The organism is Micromonospora sp. NPDC003197 (assembly GCF_053590565.1).
The window spans coordinates 340,567-362,361 of sequence record NZ_JBSFTE010000001.1 but is presented as its reverse complement, the minus strand read 5'-3'; the positions used below and the strand labels follow the sequence as shown (position 1 = coordinate 362,361).

Genomic DNA, 21,795 nt, shown 5'->3' with positions numbered 1-21,795 from the left:
TGTGGCGGGGCAGTGAAGAACGGAGAGACGATGAGAAGACGTACCGTCCTGGCTGCGGGCCTCGGTGGTCTGGCCGCTGGCAGTCTGGCTGGCGCCACCCTGGGCGGCGGCTCGGCACTCGCCGGGCCAGCCAAGGGCAAGAACCGGACGATCGCCCTGGTACCGCTCGACGACCGCCCGGTCAACGTGTACTGCTCGGAGATGACCGCCGCCAGTGCCGGCGTACGCCTGGAACTGCCGCCGCGTGAGCTGCTCGGCCGGTTCTTCACTCCCGGCGACGGGGCGGGGATCGGCCGGTGGCTGGGCTCGGTCGGTGACGTCGACGGGTACGTCATCTCGGTGAGCATGCTCGCGTACGGCGGCCTGATCGCCTCGCGTACCGCCACCGCGACGATGGCCGAGGCGCTGGCCAACGTCGCGGCGATTCGGACGCTGCGCAAGTCCCACCCCGACGCCACGATCGAGGTACACGACACCATCCAGCGGCTGGCGCTGACCAGCACCGGTACGCCGCTGGACGCGTACATCTCGTTGTTGGTCAGCTGGGCGAAGCTCTACGACCAGGTGGTGAACCTCGGCCAGGAGGAGCTGCGCGGGCAACTCGACGCGACCCGGGCGCAGATCCCCGACGAGATCGTCGATGACTACCTCGCGGCGCGGGCCCGCAACCACCAGGTCAACAAGCTGATGGTGGAGTGGGTCGCCGACGGGACCATCAGCCACCTGGTGCTCTCCGAGGACGACACCGCGCCGGTCGGACTGGCTCGGGCCGAGCGGGTCGAACTGGAGGCGCTGGCCGCCCAACTCGGCGTCACCGACCGGGTGGAGATCTTCCCGGGTGCGGACGAGGTGAACGCGCTGCTGGTGGCCCGACTCATCGCCACCGGGGACAACCCCACCTACCGGCTGGAGTACGCGGGCGTCTCCGGCGAGGAGTGGACGGCCCAACTGGAGGGCATCCCGTTCGCCGAGAACATCCGCCGGCACGTGAAGTCGGTCGGCGGTCAGGTGGTCGATGGTCCGGTGGTCGACGGTCGGGTTATCGACGGCCGACCCGTCGGCCGCTCCGCCGACATCGTGCTCGCTGTGAACACCCCGTCGGCGGTGGCCGCCAACCGGGGCGCCGACCTGGACGCCTTCGTGGCCCGGATCGGGGCGCTGCTCGCCGCCGGTACCCCGGTCATCGTGGTGGACCCCTTGATCGTCAACAAGGGCGACCACGACCTGGTGTCCCGGATGGAGGCGGGGCTCGACCTGGCGGCGCTGCTGTCGTACTCCGGGTGGAACACCGGGGGCAACGCGCTGGGGCTGGCCCTCGGGCACGGCACCGCGCGCTGGTCGTACCTGCGTAACTCCGGCAGCGGCTTTGGCGTACCACAGATGTCGACCCCGGGGCAGGCGCACGCCGAGTACCTGCTCTACCGGTTCGTCAAGGACGACCCGTGGAAGAACGTGGTGCAAACTGAGGCGTACGCCCACGCCCGCGCCCAGGGTTGGGACCCGCTGCGGCTGACCGACGCGCAGAAGACCTACTTCGACGGTTGGATCGCCGATCGGCTCGGGCCGGTGACCTCGCGGTACTTCACGGACCACTTCGCCGGGCACCAGATCGTGCTCGGCCGACGGGGCGCGAAGACGATCACCGCGACCCTGGACCGGCTCGACTCGGTGCACATCGAGCTGCCCTGGGATCGCCTGTTCGAGGTGACCCTGGAACCGCACGTGCGCCTGTCCTGAGGTGTTAGGAAGGGCCCCTTCCTATACAGAAAGCGATAAGAAGGGGCCCTTCCTTACGTCCGGGGGCGGGTGTGGCGGTGGCCGTCCTGCGGGAAGGCGGGCGGCTGGGCGGGCAAGGTTTGTGCGAACCGGTAGCCGGTCTTCTCGGCCACCCGGCACGACGCCAGGTTGTCCACCTGATGGAGCAGGTCGAGATGACTCAACCCGTCGGCGGCAAAGGTGTCGAAGGCCCAGTCGGTGAGCGCCGTCAGAGCACGCGGGGCGATTCCGCGGCCCCGAGCATGCGCCGCCGTCCAGTAGCCGACTTCGGCGGACTGGCCGGTGGGGTCAGCCTTCTTGAGGACGACGTTGGCGACCAGCTGCCCCTCGTCGGTGTCCGGCTGATTCTCCAGCACCGCGAAGCTGAGCCGCTGCCGGCTCTGCCAGCCCTGTCGCTGTACGTCCAGCCACCGTACGGCGTCTTCGGCGTTCTCCACGCGCAGCCGGGTCCATTGGCGCAGGACGGGATCGCGGTAGATCTCGATCAACGGTGCGATGTCCTGGTCGTTCCACGGGCGCAGGCGCAGTGCGGGCGCGGACGGCATCGCTTGCGCCCACAGGACTACCGTCATCAGCGCGCTCCTAACGGGTTTGGTCAACCACCACCATTAACACAGTGGCCTGAGGGTGAAGTCATCAAGGGGTGTGCCTGCGAAGAGGGAACCGAGACGACCTTCGAGCACATATGTGCCAAGCGGGGTCACGGTCGCGGTCGTCGGGTTCTGCTCCGGCTGCGGCCAGGGCCGGACGGTCGCGACCGCCGAGGCCCAACCGTCGGACGAGCGGAGCACCGACACGCCCGAGATGGCTGCGGAGGCGAGATGGTTGGTCATGACCGCGAGAGACCTATCCGGCTGTAGGACCATCCCGTCCCCGCCGACGAGTGTGGTGCCGAGGTGAACCTCGGTCATCTGGGCCGGCTCCTGGACGGGAATCCGCCACAGGACTCCCGTGTCGTACCGGACCACGAGGAGGTATCCGTCCGGATGCCAGACGATGCCGTTGGGCCCCACCCCGTCGCGACCCAGCCGCTCGTCACGCAGCAGCAGCGTGGCCGTGCCGTCCCTGCCGACCCGGTAGATCTCACCGCTGGCGATGTCGGTGACGTAGGCGTTGCCGTTCGAGTCGATCGCCAGGTCGTTGGCACCGTGGACGTGTTCGGCAGCGCCTGGCACGGCCGTCAGGTCGACCCGGTGTAGCAACGCGCCGGACCGCAGGTCGAAGATCCCCACGCCTGACTGGCGCAGCCTTGTGGCGTCGCTGGAGCGGACGCCCACACCGGGGTCCTGGTACGCCACCAGGATTCTTCTGCGGTGCGCATCGACATGTACGCCGATGACGGAGACCATCACACCGTCGTCGACGAGTGTGCGTACGGAGCCGTCAAGGCGTACGACGGAGACCGTGCCGTGGCGTACCGAGCCGACGAGGAAGGCGTGTCGCAGCGGATCCCAGGCGACCCCCTCCGGGTGCAGGCTTGGTGCCCGCGTTTCGATGACCGGTGCCCGCGTTTCGATGACCAGTGGCGGGGCGGCTGATGCGGCGTGCGCCGTGGTCGATACCAGGGCCAGAACGATCAGAGTCAGTGCGGTGAGACCCGCACGAAGTTTGGTTTTGAGCATTTCCGCAGGTTATGGGAGGCCGGCGGCAGTGAATGGACGTCCGGGACGGGCCGGGATGACACCGGACGCGCACGCGCTGATCCCATACCCTGGGCTGGTGTCCGATCCCGACACCGTGACGTCGCTGCCACAGCTGCTGGCTGAGCTTGACCTGCTGCGCCGACACGCGGCACAGGGCAGGGGCAAGGTGCGTCTCTCCCTCACGGACATCGCGAAGGCCAGCGGGATACCCCGCAGTACCCTGGCTTCCTACCTCAACGGCGGCACCATGTTCACGGCCGACGCGCTGGACTCGGTGGTGCTCGCCCTCGGCGTGCACGCAGGCGAGGCGCGCCGGTGGGCGACCGCGTTGGAGCGGATCGGTACGGGTCCGCGCGCCGCGTCGAGGTGGCTCGTGCCGCATCAGATGCCGGCCGACGTGGTGGGGTTCGTCGGCCGGAGAGGCGAACTGGCGGCACTTCGTGGACCGGTAACGGTGGTCTCCGGCCCGGCGGGAGTGGGCAAGAGTGCGTTGGCGGTCCGCTTCGCGCATCAACAGGCCGCGCGCTTTCCGGACGGGCAGCTGTACCTCGATCTGCGCGGCTACGATCCGGCGCTACCGCTGGACGCGACCTCGGCACTGGACTGCCTGTTGCGCTCGATCGGCGCGGCGGTTCCCGCCGGGATCCAGGCGCGAGCCGCGGCTTACCGCACCATGCTCAGTGGCCGACGGATGCTCGTTGTCCTCGACAACGCGCGCTCTGCCGATCAGGTACGCCCGCTGCTGCCCGGCTCAGCCGACACCATGACGATCGTTACGAGCCGTGACGCGCTGCCCGGGTTGGTGGCCCGGGAGGGCGCTCGTCGTCTGGTCCTGGAGTCGCTCACCGAAACGCAGGCATCCGACCTACTGGATGAGATGCTCGGGCCGGGGCGGCTCACCCCATGGGAAGCCGGTGAACTCAACCGACTCTGCGCCGGGCTTCCGCTGGCGCTACGCGTGGCAGCCGAGCGGATCGGAGCCCATCCTGAGCGTACGCCGACCGTACTGATTGAGGAGATCAAACGGTGCGGGCTAGACGCCCTTGACGTCGGCGGCGACCCGCTCATCGACGTACGCACCGTTTTCTCCTGGTCCTACGCCGCGCTGAGCGGGCCTGCGGCTCGGATGTTCCGCCTGCTCGGCTTGGTGCCCGGGACGAGTGTGGCGGAGCCGGCGATCGTATGGATGGCTGGTACGTCGGTCGAGGCGGTCCGGCGCGCCATGGACGAACTCATGCGGGCGCACCTGGTCACTGCGGTTACTCCAGGCCGCTTCCGGCAGCATGACCTGTTGAAGCGCTACGCGTCCGAGCTGGCCGGTGCCGATCCCACGTCGCGCGCGGCCCACGCCCGACTTCTTGATTTCTACCTCGGTGCGGTGTCGGCGGCGATGGATGCCATCGCACCGCATGAGCGGCACCTGCGACCACCGGCACCCTCGTCCGAGTGCGACTTCGCGGCCCCGGACGAGGGTCGGCATGATCCGCATCGATGGGGCGAGAGTGGCCGTGAGGCGGCACTGTCGTGGCTGGACGCGGAGCGGGCCGACGTTCTGGCGCTGACCGACACCGCGCCGGAGAGCTACATTCACCGTCTGTCGGCCATCATGTGGCGCTACCTCGACACCGGCGGCCACTACACACTCGGTCTACGCCTGCATTCGCGGGCACGTCTGGCCGCCCACGCGGTGGGGGAACCCGTCACGGAGGCGATCGTCACGGGTGCCCTCAGCCTGGCCGAGTTCCGGTTGGGCCGCCACGGGCGGGCGATGTACCACGCGCGGATCGCCGCCGGGACCGGCGACGCCGGTATCCGTGGACTTCTGCTGGTCCATCTGGCCGTACTCCGTCTCGCCGCAGCCCGGCCCCGGCGTGCGCTGTCCACGGCGAAGCGGGCACTCACCCTGCTGCAACAGGCGGGGGACCGGGCGAGCGCGGCCATGGCGCTGAGCAACATCGCCACCGCGTACGAGCAGTTGGGTGACGACGGATCGGCGCTCGACCACCATCGTCGGGCCCTTGTGGAGTTCCTTGACCTGGACAACCTCGCCGGGGCCGGGCACGCCATCGCCAGCCTGGCGAACCTGTCCGCCCGACGGGGTGCCCACGAGTCCGCACTCGCCGGTCATGAGCAGGCCCTCGCGCTGTTCCGAACGGTCGGCTACGCCGATGGCGGGGCTACGGTCCTCCGGGATATGGCGCGGCTGCACGCCCGGATGGGCGACCACGAACGCGCGCGGATGTTCGCCGATTTGGCGGAGGCGGCGACACAGGTGATCGATCGGGTCGATTGAGCATGTGACGTGATCGAGGCGGGACACGGTTCAGACCGTGGACTGGACCCGATCTTCTATGCTGACTCCCGTGCCCGCGTATCCGCTGATTGTGACGAGCCTCTGGGCATACGTCGTTACGCAGCTCGCGGAGCTCACGACCCACCCGGCCGAACTGGTCGCCGGTGCGGCGCTTGCTGCCGCGACGTTGATCGCGGTCGCTGTCACGGTCCACTTCGTCGGCTGGCCGTGTCGCACGGCTGATCCGGCACGACATGCCAGCATCCTGCGAGATCGGGCTCGCCGTAGCCGGGTGCCCCGGCAGATCGATCCGGACGCGGCCGGGCGGCCCCGTCCCCGAGCCCCGTCGGCCGTCCCCTCGGCCGTGTAGCGCGCCCCGTCTTTTCCCAGCCGCCACGCGGCCGATTCCACGCCATGCCCGCAGACCAGGCGGGCTCGTCTGTCGAACACGACACCTGGAATCGAGCCGAGGGGTTCAACCATGCTTGCCTTCGCACCACTCGACGCTGCGGTCGCTGCCGCTTCCGCCGTTGTCTCCGTACTCGCCGACACCGTCGCGCCACTGGCCGGAACGGCGGCCACCGCCGCCGCCATCGTGCTGTTCACCGTTGTCGTCCGCCTGCTGATCTCGCCGCTGACGGTGGCGCAGGTGGGTGGCCAGCAGCGGCAGGCGGCACTCGCTCCGAAGATCCAAGAAATCCAGAAACGGTACGCCGACCAGCCCGACCGGTTGCGTACGGAACTGGTGTCGCTCTATCAAGAGGCGGGTGCCTCGCCGCTGGCCGGCTGCCTGCCGGCACTGTTGCAGGCACCGTTCTTCTTCGTGATGTACCGCCTCTTCACCACCCCTGGCGAGGCGGATGGGCTGCTCTCCGAGCGCCTGTTCGGGGTGCCGCTCGGCCACCACGTTGGCGACGGGCTGGCTGGCGCGGCGGGGCCGCTCTTCGGCGTACTCGTGTTGCTGCTTGTGGGGTTGGCCTGGCTGTCGTCGCGGCGGATGCGTCGGGCGGCGGCCGGTTCGGCGAACGCTCAGGCGACGGCGAGCGGATCAGCGGTGGCGAATGCTCAGGCGGCGGCGAGTGGATCAGCGGTGGCGAATGCTCAGGCGGCGGCGAGTGGGTCGGCGGGTGCTCAGCCGACGACGGCCACGTCGGCTGACGGGACGACTGCGGCGGCAATGGCGAATCCACTGGGGAGGATATTGCCGTTGTTGCCGTACGCGACACCGCTGATCGTGCTGGTGGCGCCGCTCGCGGCAGTGCTCTACGTGGCCACCAGTACGGCATGGACGGCGCTGGAGCAGGCAGTACTGCGGCGCGGGTAGGGCGTGGGCGACATCGTACGTTGATCGACAAGTGTTGACATGTGTCGATGTGGGCCGTACAACCGTGAGAGAGCGCTCTCTCGAATTCCGTTCCGCAGAGAGGCCCCCTGATGAGACCGTACGTGTCCGCCGGGCCGGCTGTCGTCGGCCCGGCCCCCAGACGTCGCCTGCTCCTGGTCGCCGCCATGTTCACCGTGCTCGTGACCACGCTGGCGGCGGTTGCCGTCACCGCTCGCGCCTCCGTACCGTCCACCCCACCTGGCTGGAGCCTGGTCTGGAGTGACGACTTCACCGGAGCCGCTGGCAGTCCCCCCGCCGCCAGCAACTGGATCATCGACACCGGCACCAGCTATCCCGGTGGCCCGGCCAACTGGGGCACCGGCGAGATTCAGACCTACACCGGCAACAGCGCCAACATCGGCCACGACGGGAACGGCAACCTGCGGATCACCGCGCTCCGCGACGCCGCCGGCGGGTGGACCTCGTCGCGGATCGAGACGGTACGCACCAACTTCAAGCCGCCGAGTGGGGGAGTGCTCGCCATCGAGGGGCGGATTCAGATGCCCAACGTCACGGGCGCGGCGGCGGCCGGTTACTGGCCGGCGTTCTGGGCGCTCGGCGCGCCGTTCCGGGGCAACTACTGGAACTGGCCGGGCATCGGCGAGTTCGACATCATGGAAAACGTCAACGGGATCAACTCGGTGTGGGGTGTACTCCACTGCGGAGTGGCGCCCGGCGGCCCGTGCAACGAGTTCACTGGCATCGGCGCGTCCCGTACCTGCCCGGGGGCATCCTGCCAGTCGGCGTTCCACACCTACCGCTTCGAGTGGGACGCCGGAGCCAGCCCGCAACAACTGCGCTGGTACGTCGACGGTCAGCAGTACCACACGGTCACCCAGGCGCAGGTTGGCGAGCCGCACTGGACCAACATGACCAGCCACGCCGGCTACTTCCTGCTGCTCAACCTGGCCATGGGCGGGGCGTTCCCGAACGCCATCGCCGGTTCGACCACGCCGACGGCGGCCACCGTCTCCGGTCGGTCGATGCTGGTGGACTACGTGGCGGTGTGGAGCCGGGGTGGGGGTACGGTGCCGACAACCCCGCCGGTTACGACTCCGCCACCGGGCGGCGGGTTTGACGCGTACTCGACGATTCAGGCGGAGGCGTTCAGCGCCCAGAACGGCGTGATCGTCGAGGCGTGCAGTGAGGGCGGACAGAACATCGGCGCGCTGCGCAACGGTGACTGGGTCCGATTCGAGGGGGTCAACTTTGGTGCGACCTCGCCCCGGGACTTCGTTGCCCGGGTGGCCTCGGGCGCGCCCGGCGGGGTGAGCGGCCTGGTGGAGGTACGCCTCGACAGCCCGACCAGTTCGCCGATCGGCAGTTTCGCGGTGGCGAACACGGGCGGCTGGCAGAACTGGGTCTCGGTGCCGGGCAACGTGTCGGCGGTGACCGGTACGCGCACCGTCTACCTGACCTTCACCAGCGGCCAGCCGGAAGACTTCGTCAACGTCAACTGGTTCACCTTCCGCCGCTGACCTCGCTGGTGTGTTGAGGTGTTAGGAAGGGCCCCTTCTTATCGCTTTTTGCATAGGAAGGGGCCCTTCCTAACACCCAACTCCTAACGAAGGTCGTCGGTCTCGACGAGGCGGGCCAGGTTCGCCAGGGCCATCCGGGTGCCAGTCTCGTTGTCGGCAGCGGAGACGCCGTCCGGGATGCCTTCGTGTACGACGAGGACATCGGTGCCGCCGTCCGCGTCGGTGAGCGTCGTGGTCATCGTCATGGTGCCGGCATACGTAGGGTCTGCGGTCTCGAACTCCAGTACCTCGACCACCTGCTCGTCCGGTACGAGCTTCTGGAAGTGTCCGTGGTACGTGTCGGTGTGGGATGTCGACTTGCCGGCCTGGTCGGGCGCGTCGTAGGCGAGCGAGACGCGGAAGCAACCGCCCTCGCGGGCGTCGAACTCGTGTACGTGGCTACTCATGCCAGCCGGCACCCGCCACTGTGCGATCGCCTCCGGATCGAGCAGTGCCCGGTAGATGGCTGGCCGTGCCGCGTGGACGCGCAGAGAGACCCGAGTCGAGTGCATGGCGGGAACCGTACCCCTCGATTGTCCCGATGATCCCCGTCGTGCCGCGAGATTTCCCGAATCCAGGGTCTGGACAGAAACAGTTAACAGTCTTAATGATTGGGCGATCTGTTGATGACTGTGGATTTCTGATCGTGGTGGGAGGGGGTCTGGGATGTGGCGGCGGTCGAGGTCGTTGGTGGTGGCTGTGGTGGCGGGGTTGGTGGCGGCGTTGGGGGTGGTGTGGGGGCAGTTGCCGGCATTCGCGGCGGGTGTGACGGCGTCGTTTGTGAGGGTGTCGGATTGGGGTTCGGGTTGGGAGGGGCGGTACACGATCACGAATGGTGGGAGTACGACGGTCTCTTCGTGGTCGTTGGTTTTTGATCTTCCGGTGGGTACGGGTGTGGGTTCGTATTGGGATGCGTTGTTGTCGTCGTCAGGTCAGCGGCATACGTTCACGAACCGGTCGTGGAATGGGTCGATCGTGCCGGGTGGTTCGGTGTCGTTCGGGTTTTTGGCGTCGGGTTCTGGTTCACCACTTAACTGCACGTTGAACGGGCAGCCGTGTGGTGGTGGTGCGAACCCGACCGGATCTCCGACAGCGACGCCGACAGCGACGCCGACGGCCTCACCGACGGTGTCCCCGACCACCCCACCGACCGATCCGCCCACCGATGGGCTACCCCGGCACTTCCTCACCGGCTACTGGCACAACTTTGTCAACCCGGCGGTCGAGCTGCGGCTGCGGGACGTACCAACCGACTATGACCTGGTCGCCGTCGCCTTCGCCGAGGCCACCAGCACTCCGGGCGCGGTGACGTTCAACGTCGACCCGGGGTTGTCGGCGGCCGTCGGCGGCTACACCAATGCCGACTTCAAGGCGGACGTGGCAACACTGCACGCCCGAGGCAAGAAGGTGATCATCTCGGTCGGTGGTGAGGCCGGTCGGGTGTCGGTCAGCGACGCGAGCTCCGCGGTCAACTTCAGCAACACCGTCTACCAGCTCATTCAGGAGTACGGCTTCGACGGCGTCGACATCGACCTGGAGAACGGGCTCAACCCGACGTACATGGCGCAGGCGCTGCGATCCCTGCGTAGTCGGGTGGGCAGTGGACTGATCATCACGATGGCACCGCAGACGATCGACATGCAGTCGCCCTCGGTGTCCTATTTCAAGCTCGCGCTGGACATCAAGGACATCCTCACCGTCGTACACACCCAGTTCTACAACTCCGGCTCGATGCTCGGCTGCGACCAGAACGCCGCCTACCCCCAGGGCACGGTCAACTTCATGACCGCGCTCGCCTGCATCCAACTGGAGGCCGGACTGCGACCCGACCAGGTGGCCCTCGGCCTGCCCGCCGGACCTGGCGCGGCCGGCGGCGGCGTGGTCGCCCCGGCCCTGGTCAACCAGGCACTGGACTGCCTGGCCAGGGCCACCAACTGCGGCAGTTTCCGGCCGCCGCGCACCTACCCGGGCATCCGGGGCGCGATGACCTGGTCAGTCAACTGGGACGTCGCCAACGGCAACAACTTTGCCCGCACCGTCAAGCCGCACCTCGCCACCCTGCCCTGACGTCGTACCCCTGGTCTTTGTTAGGAGAGCCGATGAGAATCCGTTCCCTCCGGACGGCGGCCTTCGCCGCCGCCCTCGTGGCCGCGACCGCCGCAGCCACGGTGCTGGTGGCACCGCCCGCGTCCGCCGCCACCGCGATCTTCAACCGCACCACCAGCTGGGGCACCGGGTACGAAGCCACATTCACCGTTACCAACGACACCTCGACCGCCATCGCCTCGTGGAACGTCCAGTTCGACCTACCGTCGGGCAGCACGATGGGCACCTACTGGGACGCCCTGGTGACCACCTCCGGGCAGCATGTCACCGCAACGAACCGGTCGTGGAACGGCAGCCTGGCCCCGGGCGCGAGCACCTCCTTCGGGTTCATCGTCACCGGCACCGGTGACCCGACCAACTGCACGGTCAACGGGCAGTCCTGCGCTGGCGGCGGCCCCGGCCCGTCGGTGCCCGGCGTTCCGGGCAACCCCCGGGTCACCGGCACCACCACGTCGTCGATCTCGCTGGCCTGGGACGCGTCCGCCGGGACCGTGACCGGCTACCGGGTGTACGAGGGCACAGCGGTCAAGACCACCGTCACCGGCACTTCGGCGACCATCTCCGGGCTGGCCACCTGCTCGGCGCACAGCTACACCGTCGCGGGGTACAACGCCAACGGCGAGTCGGCTAAGTCGGCGGTCGTACCGGCGTCCACCAGTGGCTGCCCACCGTCCACCGGTGGAATGGCCGCTGCGCCGTACCTCTATCCGGGCTGGGGCAACCCGCCGGCACCGGCGACGGTGATGAACGCGACCGGGATCAGGTGGTTCACCATGGCGTTCATCCTTTCCAACGGTGGCTGTGCGCCGGGCTGGGACGGCAACGCGCCGCTCACCGGTGGCGTGCACGCCAACACGATCAACGCGATCCGGGCGGCGGGCGGCGACATCGTCCCGTCGATCGGCGGCTGGAGCGGCAACAAGCTGGGCCCCAACTGCTCGACCCCGGAGGCCCTGGCTGGGGCGTACCAGCAGGTGATCAACGCGTTCAACCTCAAGGCGATCGACGTCGACATCGAGAACACCGACGAGTTCGAAAACACCGTGGTCCAGGACCGGATCCTTACCGCGCTGAAAATCGTCAAGCAGAACAACCCGGGAATCAAGACGATCGTTACCATGCCGACCAGTACGACCGGCCCGAGCTACTACGGCACCAGGCTGATCAACCAGGCGGCGGCGTTGCAGGCCAACATCGACGTCTTCACGATCATGCCGTTCGACTTCGGTGGCGGGGCCAACATGTACCAGAGCACGGTCAACGCCTCGGAAGGGTTGAAGAACGCGCTCAAGACCGCGTTCGGCTGGAACGACGCCACGGCCTACAGCCGGATGGGCATCTCCGGCATGAACGGCCTCTCCGACCAGCAGGAACTCACCACACCGGCGACCTGGACACAGATCCGCGACTGGGCGGAGGCCCGGGGACTGGCCCGGCTCGCCTTCTGGGCGGTCAACCGGGATCGGCCCTGCGCGGGCGGCGGCGTGGTGTCGCACTGTAGCGGCATCGCGCAGAACGACTGGGAGTTCACCTCCATCACCGCCCAGTTCGGCTGACCCGAACCGAGCCCAGTCCGGCAGCACGCCGCCCGCACACTTCAGCGGGCGGCGTGTTGTGTACATCTGGTCCCGGGGCAACACGCCGCCCGCACACTTCAGCGGGCGGCGTGTTGCTTGCCCCGACGTTGCCGGAGGCGCTTGACCACCCAGGTGCCGATCATGACGACGAAGAAGAGCAGGATGCCGTAGTCGAACCAGCTGCTGTAGCGCTCCGCCTCCTCCCAGCGGGAGCCGAGGGTGTAGCCCAGCCCGACGAAGAGCGAGTTCCAGATGCCGCTGCCCAACGTGGTCAGCGCCAGGAACTGACCGATCGGCATCCGATCGGCCCCGGCGGGCACCGACACCAGGCTGCGTACCACTGGAACCATCCGGCCGAAGAGTACTGCCCAGCGGCCGTACCGCTCGAACCAGCGATCCGCCTTGGTCAGGTCGTCGGACTCCACCAGGGGAATCCGGTCGAGCCAGCGCTTCAACCGGTCCTCGCCGAGTTTCGCGCCCAGCCAGTAGAGGGCGATCGCCCCCAGCACCGAGCCGGCGGTGGCGGCCAGCACCACCAGGAAGACGTTGACCCGGCCCTCGCCGGCCAGGTAGCCGGCCATGGCGAGGACGACCTCGCTGGGGATCGGCGGCACGATGTTCTCCAACGCCACCAGCAGCCCCACCCCGAGTGCGCCCATCGAGTCGATCACGCCAGCAATCCAGCCGGTGAGACCGCCCATCTCGGTCGGGTCGACCTCGGCGGCGACTGCCATCGGCGGGTACCTCCTGCACACGGTTGGGGCTACGGCGTGGTCCGGGGCTTCCCTCCTACCCACTGACCACGCTAGTCACACTCCGTACCGTGGCGGTTCAGGTTTGTGCGATCGCCGGATCGGAAAAGTTTCTCAGGTATGGGTGACAGGTGGTATTCCGAGGCGGTCGTCTACTGCCTCGACATTGACACGTACGCGGACTCCGACGGCGACGGGGTCGGGGACATCAAGGGCCTGATCGGCCGGTTGGACTACCTGGCCCGGCTCGGGGTGACCTGCCTCTGGCTGCACCCGATCCACCCGTCGCCCAATCAGGACGACGGTTATGACGCCACCGACTTCTACAACATCGACCCGCGCTTCGGCACCCTCGGTGACTTCGCCGAGTTGCTGCACCAGGCCAGCAACCGGGGCATCCGGGTCATCATCGACCTGGTCGTCAACCACACCTCCGACCAGCATCCCTGGTTCCAGTCGGCCCGGTCGTCGCCGGACTCGCCGTACCGGGACTGGTACATCTGGTCCGACGAGCAGCCGCCGGACCGACGCCAGGGCATGGTCTTCCCCGGCGAGCAGCACGAGACGTGGAGCTACGACCGCACCGCCAAGGCCTGGTACTACCACCGGTTCTACCGGTTCCAGCCCGACCTGAACACCGCCAACCCCGAGGTACGCGCCGAGATCGCGAAGATCGTCTCGTTCTGGCTACAGCTCGGCGTCTCCGGGTTCCGCATCGATGCGGTGCCGTTCATCATCGAGCACACCGAACCGGGCCGCCCGAACTCGCCAAAGGACTTCGAGTATCTGACCCAGTTGCGCCAGCACGTGCAGTGGCGACGCGCGGACGCCGTACTGCTGGCCGAGGCGAACGTGGAGCCCGACGACCTGCCCGCCTACTTCGGGGACAACGGTGGCTCGGCGAACCGGCTGCACATGCTCTTCGACTTCATGCTCAACGGCCGGCTGATGCTGGCCCTGGCCCGCCACGACCCCGAGCCCATCATCGACGCGCTGCGCGACACCCCGACCCTGCCACCAGGGGGCCAGTGGGCGACCTTCCTGCGCAACCACGACGAGATCGATCTGTCCCGGCTGACGGCCGAGCAGCGGGAGCAGGTGTTCGCCGCGTTCGGGCCGGCGGAGGAGATGCGGATCTACGGTCGGGGTATCCGCCGCCGGTTGGCCCCGATGCTCGGCAACGACCGCCGCCGGTTGGAGTTGGCCTACGCCCTCCAGTTCTCGCTACGCGGTACACCGGTGCTGCGCTACGGCGAGGAGATCGGGATGGGCGACGACCTGTCGCTACCTGGGCGGCAGTCGATCCGTACCCCGATGCAGTGGTCCGACCAGCCCAACGCCGGCTTTTCGGCCGCCCCGGCGAAGGAGCTGGTCCGGCCGGTCATCGACGACGGCGAGTACGGCTATCAGCGGGTCAACGTGACGGCCCAGCGCCGGGATCCCGGCTCGTTACTGAACTGGTTCGAGCGGATGATCCGTACCCTCCGGGAGACGCCGGAGATCGGATCGGGCAGCTGCACGCATGTCGACGTACGGCTACCACCCTCGGTGTTGGCGCATCGGGCGGACGGGCCGACCGGCAGCATGCTCTTCCTGCACAACCTCGGCCCGGACAAGGCCGTTCTCGACCTCGGTGAGCTGTATCCGGAGACCGAGCTGCCGGGGGATGTCCTCTCCGACCGCCGGTACGCCCCGGTGGGCAAGTTCGACGCGCTGGAGCTGGCCGGTTACGGCTACCGGTGGATCCGACTCAGCCGTGGTGCCGCCTTCGAGTGAGGGCAGCGCGGCGGGTCGGCGTCGTCGGACGAGCCGGCGTCGTTCTCGGGTGACGGCGGACGGGCGTACCCCTGGGTTAAGCTCCTCCGACCGTCGCCGCGAGTTGCCGGAGGTCGCCATGTCGGAGCAGTCCCGAGTCGCCATTGTCACTGGTGCCGCCCGTGGGATCGGCGCGGCCACCGCGCTGCGGCTCGCCGCCGACGGCCTGACGGTGGCCGTGGTCGACCTGGACGAGGCAGCTGCGCAGAGCACCGTGGACGCGATCAGCGCGGCGGGCGGTCGGGGCCTGGCGGTCGCGGCCGACGTGTCCGACCGGGCGCAGGTCGAGGCGGCCGTCGACCGGATCGCCGCCGAGCTGGGTGCCCCGGCGGTGCTGGTCAACAACGCTGGGGTGCTCCGGGACAACCTGCTGTTCAAGATGACCGACGCCGACTGGGACACCGTGCTGGGGGTGCACCTGCGGGGTGCGTTCCTGTTCAGCCAGGCGACCCAGAAGTACCTGGTCGACCAGCGCTGGGGACGGATCGTCAACCTGTCCAGCACTTCCGCGCTGGGTAACCGGGGGCAGGCGAACTACGCGGCGGCCAAGGCCGGTATCCAGGGCTTCACCAAGACACTCGCCATCGAGCTGGGTCAGTTCGGGATTACCGTCAACGCGGTCGCGCCCGGCTTCATCGCCACCGACATGACGGCCGCGACCGCCGCGCGTATCGGGGTCGACTTCGACGACTTTCAGGAGCGGATCGCCGCCCAGACCCCGGTACGCCGGATCGGCCGACCGGAGGATGTCGCGCACACCGTGTCGTTCCTGGTCAGCGAGGGCGCGTCGTTCGTCTCCGGCCAGGTCATCTACGTCGCTGGCGGTCCCTGCGACTGACGCTCGCAGGCTTCGTCAGCTTTGCGCTTTGTCGGCTTGGCGTTGCCGTGCGTTAACTCTGTGTCGCTGGACGTCAGCTTTGCGTCGCTGGGCGGCGGCTGCCGCGGAGCAGCCAGACCAGGCCGAGTATCGGCAGGACGAGCGGCACATAGCCGTATCCCGAGCCGAATCCGGACCACACCGTGTCGTCGGGGAAGAGTGCCGGCTTGAGCAGGCTGATGGTGCCAACCACGAGCACCCCGGCGAGCTCGATGGTGCAGCAGACCAGGGCGGTCCGCCGCCCACCGGCGCTGTCCCGGGCCAGCCCGACGGTGGCGACGATGTAGATGACCGCAGCCAGGGCGGAAAGCAGGTAGGCCAGCGGGGCCTCGCCGAAGCGGAGGATCATCTGCACCCCGGCCCGGCAGGTGGCGGCGATGGCGAAGAGCAGGTAGACCGCGACCAGCAGGCGGCCGGGGCCGCGGTTGGTCGCGCGGGTCGGGGTGTCAACCACCGACTACCTCCCAGGTCTGTTGGAGCCGAACGATCAGGACCGGGTTGACCAGGCAGACGACGGTGATGATGGCCGAACCCCAGCGGGTCGGTTCCATCTTGGCCAGCACAGCGGCCAGCGGCGGCAGGCATACCAGGGTGACCAGATAGCCAGCGAACGTGGCCGCCTCGTGGGGCCGGTCACCCCCGAAGATCGCCACCAGCGCGGCAGCGGTCAACGCGAGCAGCGACACCTCGACCACGGCCAGTCCGATCATGTGCGAGAGATCCGGTGCCCGGTCGCGCACCGTCGCGATCAAGCTCCAGGCGGCGAGTGCGAGGGACAGCACGATCGCCACGGTCGCCAGCACCCCGTCCACGGGCGTACCGGCTATCGCTTCGGTCGCCGCTGCGGCGAAGCCAAAGGTCGTGTCTGTGGTCGCTGCGGCGCCGGTGGCGTCGATGGCGTTGATGGCGGCGTGGATACCCATGGTGGCGCTGGTCACCGGAGGTCCCGGATCGTTGGGTCGGTCACCGGCACAGCCTACTAACGCCGATGTCAGCGGCTGTCGCGGCCGCCGCCTCCGTCGACTCCGGGCGATGCGCTCGCCCACCCTATTAATGGACATCTATCATCGAGCTGTTTGTCGGACGCGCGGTCTGGGGAGTCGAGAGGCGTGGACGCGACAGGGATATGGGTAATGCTGGTCGTTGGCGTGCTGGGCGGGTTGTCGCTGCTTGCGCTCGCCCTGTTGACCGAGCGGCAACGCGCGGCACGACCCGACCCGGCCGAGTTACGAGCTGACGCCGAGGAATTGGCCGTGCACGCCGCCGAGGCCCAGGCCGATGCTGGTCGGGCCGTTGCCGTCGCGGTCGAGGCCCGGGAGGAGGTTGCCGCCGCCGAGCGGGTTCGCGACGAGGCCTGGGCCGCCCAGGAGACGATCGAGCAGGCGTACGAGGAAGCGTTGCGCGCCGCCCAGGCGGGCCGACGTACCGGCGAGGACGCGGACAAGGCCAGCATCGAGCAGGAGCGGGTGGTGTCCCGGGCCGCTCTGTCCGCGTACCGGCGGGGGGACATCTCCGTGCGGGAGATGCGTGAGGTGTGGCAGCGGGCCGGCGATCGGGATCCGGCCCAGCGGGAGCGGGAACAGATCGCCGAGCGGCAGCGCCTTCAGCAGGTGGCGGCGCGGCGGGTGCATGATCAGGCCGCGGCGGAGGTGCGGCGGGCCGACCAGGCAGCGCGGGTGGCAGAGGTGGCCGCCCAGGCACTGGTGGACGAGGCAGCCGTAGCCGCGGTGGAGGCGCACGAGGCGCTGCTCACCGTGGAGCGGTACGCCGTACGTCGGCGGGGGTTGCGCCGCGTTCGTAAACGGTCGGGTTAGCGGGCCCTGATGTGTTAGGAAGGGACCCTTCCAAGACAGAAAACGATAAGAAGGGGCCCTTCCTTGCTTCGGGTCGGACTGTTTGGGACTGGCCACTGGGCGGCCAAGACACATGCTGCGGCGCTGGCGGCACACCCCGGTACGGAACTCGCCGGAGTGTGGGGACGTGACCTGGCCAAGGCCACCACGCTGGCCAAGCAGTACGACGTACCCGCCTTCGACGACGTCGACGCCCTGATCGGGGCGGTCGACGCGGTGGCCGTGGCCCTGCCACCGGACGTGCAGGCGGCGGTGGCCGTACGGGCCGCTGCGGCGGGCCGGCATCTGCTGCTCGACAAGCCCCTGGCGTTGAGCACCCAGGACGCGGACCGGGTGGTGGCCGCCGCCCAACAGACCGGGGTCGCCTCTCTGGTCTTCTTCACCAACCGGTTCGAGCCGAACATCGCCAGTTTCGTGGCTGCCACGGCAGCGGCCGGCGGGTGGCAGGGCGCCCGGGTCAACATGTTCGCGTCGATCTTCGAGTCGGGCAGCCCGTACGGCGGGTCGGCGTGGCGCCGGGAGCGGGGCGGACTGTGGGATGTGGGACCGCACGCGCTGTCGGTCATCCTGCCGGTGCTTGGCCGGGTCACCGAGGTGGCCGCCATGGACGGCCCCCGGAACACGGTCCATCTGCTGTTGCAGCATGGTGCCGAGGCGACCAGCACGGTGTCGCTGACCCTGGACGCGCCGGCTGCGGCGGTCGGCGGAGAGACCGTCTTCTACGGCGAGAACGGCGTCGAGCGGATGCCGGCGCGCGAGGGTACGCCGGTCGAGGCGCTCGGGCTCGCCATCGATCAACTGTTGGCGGAGGTCGAGTCGGGTACCCGGGACCAGCAGTGTGACGTCCGGTTCGGCCGGGAGGTGGTGGCGGTGCTCGACGCGGCAGAGACGGCCCGCGCTCAGGGCCGTACCGTGAGCCTGCCCGGGTAGTCCCTGCGAGCAGGGCTCCTAACCTGCGGCCAGATTCACGAACACTCTCCCGAACCACCCGTTCCGGCGGGCATCTTCTTGCACCCGAACCAGCACGCCGCCACCCAGCTCAACAGCGAACCGATCAGGAATCGAGAAGCGGCGGCACCCGGGTCGCGCCTAGCGTTGCTGTCATGGACGGTATTTCCCACCTGACAATCTTCCCGCGCCGACTTCGATAGCAACTCGAATTGGGTCATGACCGCCGGGGCGGCCTCCAGCTATGCACCCAGTGGTGTTGCGCACCGGCGGTGCTGAAATTTTCTCTGCAAATCGCTGACCTGATGTCGCTCGACTTCAGGGGAGGAGATCGCCTTGAACTGGAATAAGCGGATTCGGCAGACTCACCGATGGGTGTCAATTATCTTCACGGCCTCCGTCGTCCTTGTCGCTATCGTAATCGGGACCCAGGATGAGCCTTCTGCCTGGGTGTACCTCTCGCCACTGCTTCCGCTCATCCTGCTGATGTTCAGCGGTCTGTATCTGTTCGTGCTGCCATACGTCGCCAAGCTGCGCAACGGTGGGCGCGATGTTCGCCGATAAAAGGCTCGGTTGCTCGAATGCCCGCGCTGGATTTAATTCGTCGGCCTGCTCGTTGGTCGTCCGGCCAATCAAGCACGGCCGGACGACCAACGAGGGCTACTGCGGTGTTACCGCGTACGGCCGCTCTCCCGTACCCGGTAGGTGCGCAGGTTCGGGTCGGCTGAAATCTGGGCGTCGGTGTACTTGATGGTGTCCCAGCCCTTCTGCGAGTACAGCTGGGTCTGGTCGGCGTAGTACGGCGAGTTCGGGTTGGCCGACTGCGAGTAGGTGAGGATCTGCCGTCCCGACGGACCGTTGCGGCCGAACTCGACGGCCATGACGAACGACGCGCCGTGGATGACCTTCGGATAGCCGACCCCGGGCGTGAACCTGCTGCTGATCGCGTTGAAGATCCCGGAGCCACCGGGACCGCCGTGGATCGGGATCCGGTCAGCACCCCGAGGCTCGGTCTGTATGTCGCCGAGTGGCGCGTCGAGCGGAATGCCGGCCAGCCGCTGCACCGCGTCGGCCAGCGCGGTCAGGACCCTCGGGTTTTCGGCGGCGAGGACCCGGGGCGTGTTGACCGGATCGGTCGCCACGAACGGGTCCCGGAACAGCAGGCCGCGGGAGCGGTCGAACTCGTTGAACAGGTGGGCACCGCGACTGTCCAGATCGGCGCGCAGGTCCCAGCCGCGAAGTGCGGCGCAGGCGGCGGTGAGGTCCACGGTGGCACCGTTCGACGCGGTGGCGCTCGGGTTCGCCGTACACAACGCGACCAGGTCGTCGCGGACCAGTTCACCCCCGTAGACCCGGTTGCCGAACTGGACCTGCCAGAGGTTCTCGGTGGTGAACTTGGTGCCCGGCAGACCGTCGGTGCCGGCGAGCCGCTGCTGCACCTGGAGCACCCCGACCCGGGTACGCAGGCCGCGCTCCGTCTGCTCATTGCCGATGATCCGTGGGAAGCCGGTCAACGGCTGCTCCGGATTGGCCAGCCAGTGGCTGTTGTTGGAGTTGGTGACATAGTCGGTGCGGATCAGCACCGGCAGGTGGGCCGGGCCGAGGATTCCGGGCACTGCGGCGTCGGGGTCGGCACCCAGCCCACAGGCCGACGTCGAGCCGTCGAGGACCGCCTCACCGCTGTTCGCGTACCGGGCCTTGAACTGTGCCGGGATGCAGGCGGCGGCCAGTTCGTCGGTGACCCGGGGGACGACCGAGTGGTCGCCGTAGAGCGCCTCGCCGGCCGCGTCGGCGGCGACGATGTTGACCCAGGGCAGGAACTGGTACCGGTCGAGGACCGCCTTCGCCGCCCGAACCGTCTTGGCCCGACCGAGCTGCAGCCAGCCGTCCAGCGCACGGGCGTTGTCAGCGTTGATGTCCGTCATCGCGTACGCGGTGCTGGTCGTCCACGGAAAGTCGGGGGTGGCGATGACCGGGCCGAAGCGGGTGTCGTAGAACGTGTGGGTCACCGGTTCCGTGCCGCCGGTCGACTTCGGCACCTGGACGGTTACGGTGCGCTGGGTCATCTTTTCCGGCTTCCCGTCGACCAGGTACGACGTCGGGTCACCGGGCACCAGTTTGAGCTCGTGCCACGTGTGTCGTAGCGCGGTGGAGACGGTGTGGCTCCAGCCCATCGAGGCGTTGTGTCCGATCTGGACGACCGGATCGCCGAGCAGCGACGCCCCTTCGACGTCGTAGCTGCCCGGGATCTTCAGGTGTATCCGGTAGAACCGGTCCGGCCCGTCCCAGGGGAAGTGCGGGTTGGCCAGCAGCATCCCGCCGCCGCTGACCGTCGCCGCGCTGCCCAACCCGTAGGCGTTGCTGCCCAGCCCACCAGCGTTGCCCTCCGAACCGTCGGGACTGCCCGCCGCGCCAGCGGCGGTACCGGCCGCAGCGCCCGGCACCGGTGGCACGGTGTCGGCGAGCGGACGGAGCAACTCCAGCGTGCCGGACCGGATCATGTTGGCCCAGTTGGTACGCCAGAGGTCGAGGGCGCTGATCTGCCGTACCCAGGGCTTGTCGCGGCACTGCGGGTCGGTCAGCTTTGCCACCCCGGTCTTGCGCAGGTAGTTGTTGTAGCCGGCGGCGAAGCCCTGCACGAGGTCGCGGACCTGCTGCGACGGCGCCGACACGCCGTTGGGCGTGCCGGCGAGGAGCCCTTCGGCGACCTTGTCATCCTTGGCTTTCTGGAAGAACAGGTCGCTGTCCACGTTCACTTCGGTGGCCCCGAAGTACCGGGACCGGGTGGCGTCGGTGGTGACGATCTTGTCGGCGATCACGCAGATGTTGTCTTCGGCCTGTGCGTATCCCGCGCCGAAGCCGAGGCTGGCGAAGTTCGTGGCGGTGATGTGCGGTACGCCGTACGACGTACGGCGGATCTCGGCGGAGTAGCCGCCGGCCGACTCGGTCGTTTCGGCCTGGGCCGGTGCCGTGCCTGCGACGAGACCAGCGGCGAGCAGGGTGGCAGCGGCGATTGTGGCGGTGCCGGCGCGGGCGGGATGTGCCCTACGCGCGTCGGGTGGTGGCGCGACATGTGTGCTGTCTTCCCGTGTCATTGCAACAAATTAGGCATGACGCCACAGATCACACATCAGCCCAGAGATGTCATCTCGTGGATGTACGCCAGTAGCACTCCGGGCTTAACCGAGAAACAGGTTGTCGCCCGGCCCGACCCGCGACTAGCGTGGCCGTTATGTGTGCAGCGATCACGTTGA

The 21,795-nt window shown here is 68.4% G+C and carries 18 protein-coding genes; 11 read left to right on the top strand and 7 right to left on the bottom strand.

Annotated features, from left to right (window positions below; genetic code table 11):
* Positions 1-30: 30 nt before the first annotated feature.
* Positions 31-1,737, top strand: a complete 1,707-nt coding sequence (locus ACWDV4_RS01615) for a DUF4127 family protein (RefSeq protein WP_449973990.1) — start codon at positions 31-33, stop codon at positions 1,735-1,737.
* Positions 1,738-1,790: 53 nt separating this feature from the next.
* Here ACWDV4_RS01615 and ACWDV4_RS01610 read toward each other — a convergent pair whose 3' ends face one another.
* Both ACWDV4_RS01610 and ACWDV4_RS01605 read right to left on the bottom strand, forming a co-directional pair.
* The gene (locus tag ACWDV4_RS01610; protein WP_449973989.1) at positions 1,791-2,348 is read right to left on the bottom strand and encodes a GNAT family N-acetyltransferase; all 558 of its coding nucleotides are present in this window, start codon (positions 2,346-2,348) and stop codon (positions 1,791-1,793) included.
* A 36-nt stretch (positions 2,349-2,384) separates the two neighbouring features.
* Positions 2,385-3,398 carry an SMP-30/gluconolactonase/LRE family protein gene (locus ACWDV4_RS01605; RefSeq protein WP_449973988.1) on the bottom strand — a complete coding sequence of 338 codons (1,014 nt, stop codon included), beginning with the start codon at positions 3,396-3,398 and terminating at the stop codon, positions 2,385-2,387.
* Positions 3,399-3,495: 97 nt separating this feature from the next.
* Here ACWDV4_RS01605 and ACWDV4_RS01600 point away from each other — a divergent pair, with 97 nt between their 5' ends.
* The 4 genes from ACWDV4_RS01600 (at position 3,496) to ACWDV4_RS01585 (ending at position 8,574) form a co-directional block, all read left to right on the top strand.
* Positions 3,496-5,712 carry a helix-turn-helix domain-containing protein gene (locus ACWDV4_RS01600; RefSeq protein WP_449973986.1) on the top strand — a complete coding sequence of 739 codons (2,217 nt, stop codon included), beginning with the start codon at positions 3,496-3,498 and terminating at the stop codon, positions 5,710-5,712.
* Positions 5,713-5,782: 70 nt separating this feature from the next.
* Positions 5,783-6,082 carry a DUF6412 domain-containing protein gene (locus tag ACWDV4_RS01595; RefSeq protein WP_449973984.1) on the top strand — a complete coding sequence of 100 codons (300 nt, stop codon included), beginning with the start codon at positions 5,783-5,785 and terminating at the stop codon, positions 6,080-6,082.
* Between the two features lie 111 nt (positions 6,083-6,193).
* On the top strand, positions 6,194-7,036 hold the full coding sequence (locus ACWDV4_RS01590; protein WP_449973982.1) for a YidC/Oxa1 family membrane protein insertase: 843 nt from the start codon (positions 6,194-6,196) through the stop codon (positions 7,034-7,036).
* Between the two features lie 185 nt (positions 7,037-7,221).
* Positions 7,222-8,574: a carbohydrate-binding protein gene (locus ACWDV4_RS01585; protein ID WP_449974133.1), complete on the top strand. Its 1,353-nt coding sequence runs from the start codon at positions 7,222-7,224 to the stop codon at positions 8,572-8,574.
* A gap of 83 nt (positions 8,575-8,657) precedes the next feature.
* Here ACWDV4_RS01585 and ACWDV4_RS01580 read toward each other — a convergent pair whose 3' ends face one another.
* Entirely contained in the window at positions 8,658-9,125 is a 468-nt protein-coding gene (locus tag ACWDV4_RS01580; protein WP_449973980.1) for an SRPBCC domain-containing protein, read from the bottom strand.
* Positions 9,126-9,279: 154 nt separating this feature from the next.
* Between ACWDV4_RS01580 and ACWDV4_RS01575 the strand changes: the two genes are divergently transcribed.
* Entirely contained in the window at positions 9,280-10,680 is a 1,401-nt protein-coding gene (locus tag ACWDV4_RS01575) for a chitinase (RefSeq protein WP_449973978.1), read from the top strand.
* Between the two features lie 32 nt (positions 10,681-10,712).
* Positions 10,713-12,275 (top strand): cellulose binding domain-containing protein, encoded by a 1,563-nt coding sequence (locus ACWDV4_RS01570; protein ID WP_449973976.1) that lies wholly within the window; start codon positions 10,713-10,715, stop codon positions 12,273-12,275.
* A 98-nt stretch (positions 12,276-12,373) separates the two neighbouring features.
* On the opposite strand, the gene ACWDV4_RS01565 is transcribed toward ACWDV4_RS01570, so the two are convergent.
* A complete protein-coding gene (locus ACWDV4_RS01565) occupies positions 12,374-13,030 on the bottom strand; it encodes a DedA family protein (RefSeq protein WP_449973974.1) in 657 nt (218 codons plus the stop codon).
* Positions 13,031-13,168: 138 nt separating this feature from the next.
* On the opposite strand from ACWDV4_RS01565, the gene ACWDV4_RS01560 reads away from it, so the two are divergent.
* On the top strand, positions 13,169-14,824 hold the full coding sequence (locus tag ACWDV4_RS01560) for an alpha-amylase family protein (RefSeq protein ID WP_449973972.1): 1,656 nt from the start codon (positions 13,169-13,171) through the stop codon (positions 14,822-14,824).
* A gap of 118 nt (positions 14,825-14,942) precedes the next feature.
* On the top strand, positions 14,943-15,701 hold the full coding sequence (gene fabG, locus ACWDV4_RS01555; protein ID WP_449973970.1) for a 3-oxoacyl-ACP reductase FabG: 759 nt from the start codon (positions 14,943-14,945) through the stop codon (positions 15,699-15,701).
* Between the two features lie 73 nt (positions 15,702-15,774).
* Here fabG and ACWDV4_RS01550 read toward each other — a convergent pair whose 3' ends face one another.
* Together ACWDV4_RS01550 and ACWDV4_RS01545 are read right to left on the bottom strand one after the other, a co-directional pair.
* On the bottom strand, positions 15,775-16,194 hold the full coding sequence (locus ACWDV4_RS01550) for a hypothetical protein (protein ID WP_449973968.1): 420 nt from the start codon (positions 16,192-16,194) through the stop codon (positions 15,775-15,777).
* Positions 16,187-16,663 (bottom strand): hypothetical protein, encoded by a 477-nt coding sequence (locus ACWDV4_RS01545; protein WP_449974131.1) that lies wholly within the window; start codon positions 16,661-16,663, stop codon positions 16,187-16,189. The genes ACWDV4_RS01550 and ACWDV4_RS01545 overlap by 8 nt, the downstream gene beginning before the upstream one ends.
* Positions 16,664-16,873: 210 nt before the next feature.
* Between ACWDV4_RS01545 and ACWDV4_RS01540 the strand changes: the two genes are divergently transcribed.
* Together ACWDV4_RS01540 and ACWDV4_RS01535 are read left to right on the top strand one after the other, a co-directional pair.
* On the top strand, positions 16,874-17,554 hold the full coding sequence (locus tag ACWDV4_RS01540) for a hypothetical protein (RefSeq protein ID WP_449973966.1): 681 nt from the start codon (positions 16,874-16,876) through the stop codon (positions 17,552-17,554).
* A gap of 63 nt (positions 17,555-17,617) precedes the next feature.
* Positions 17,618-18,523 carry a Gfo/Idh/MocA family protein gene (locus tag ACWDV4_RS01535; RefSeq protein WP_449973964.1) on the top strand — a complete coding sequence of 302 codons (906 nt, stop codon included), beginning with the start codon at positions 17,618-17,620 and terminating at the stop codon, positions 18,521-18,523.
* 689 nt (positions 18,524-19,212) lie between these two features.
* On the opposite strand, the gene ACWDV4_RS01530 is transcribed toward ACWDV4_RS01535, so the two are convergent.
* A complete protein-coding gene (locus tag ACWDV4_RS01530) occupies positions 19,213-21,636 on the bottom strand; it encodes an acylase (protein WP_449973962.1) in 2,424 nt (807 codons plus the stop codon).
* Positions 21,637-21,795 lie beyond the last annotated feature (159 nt).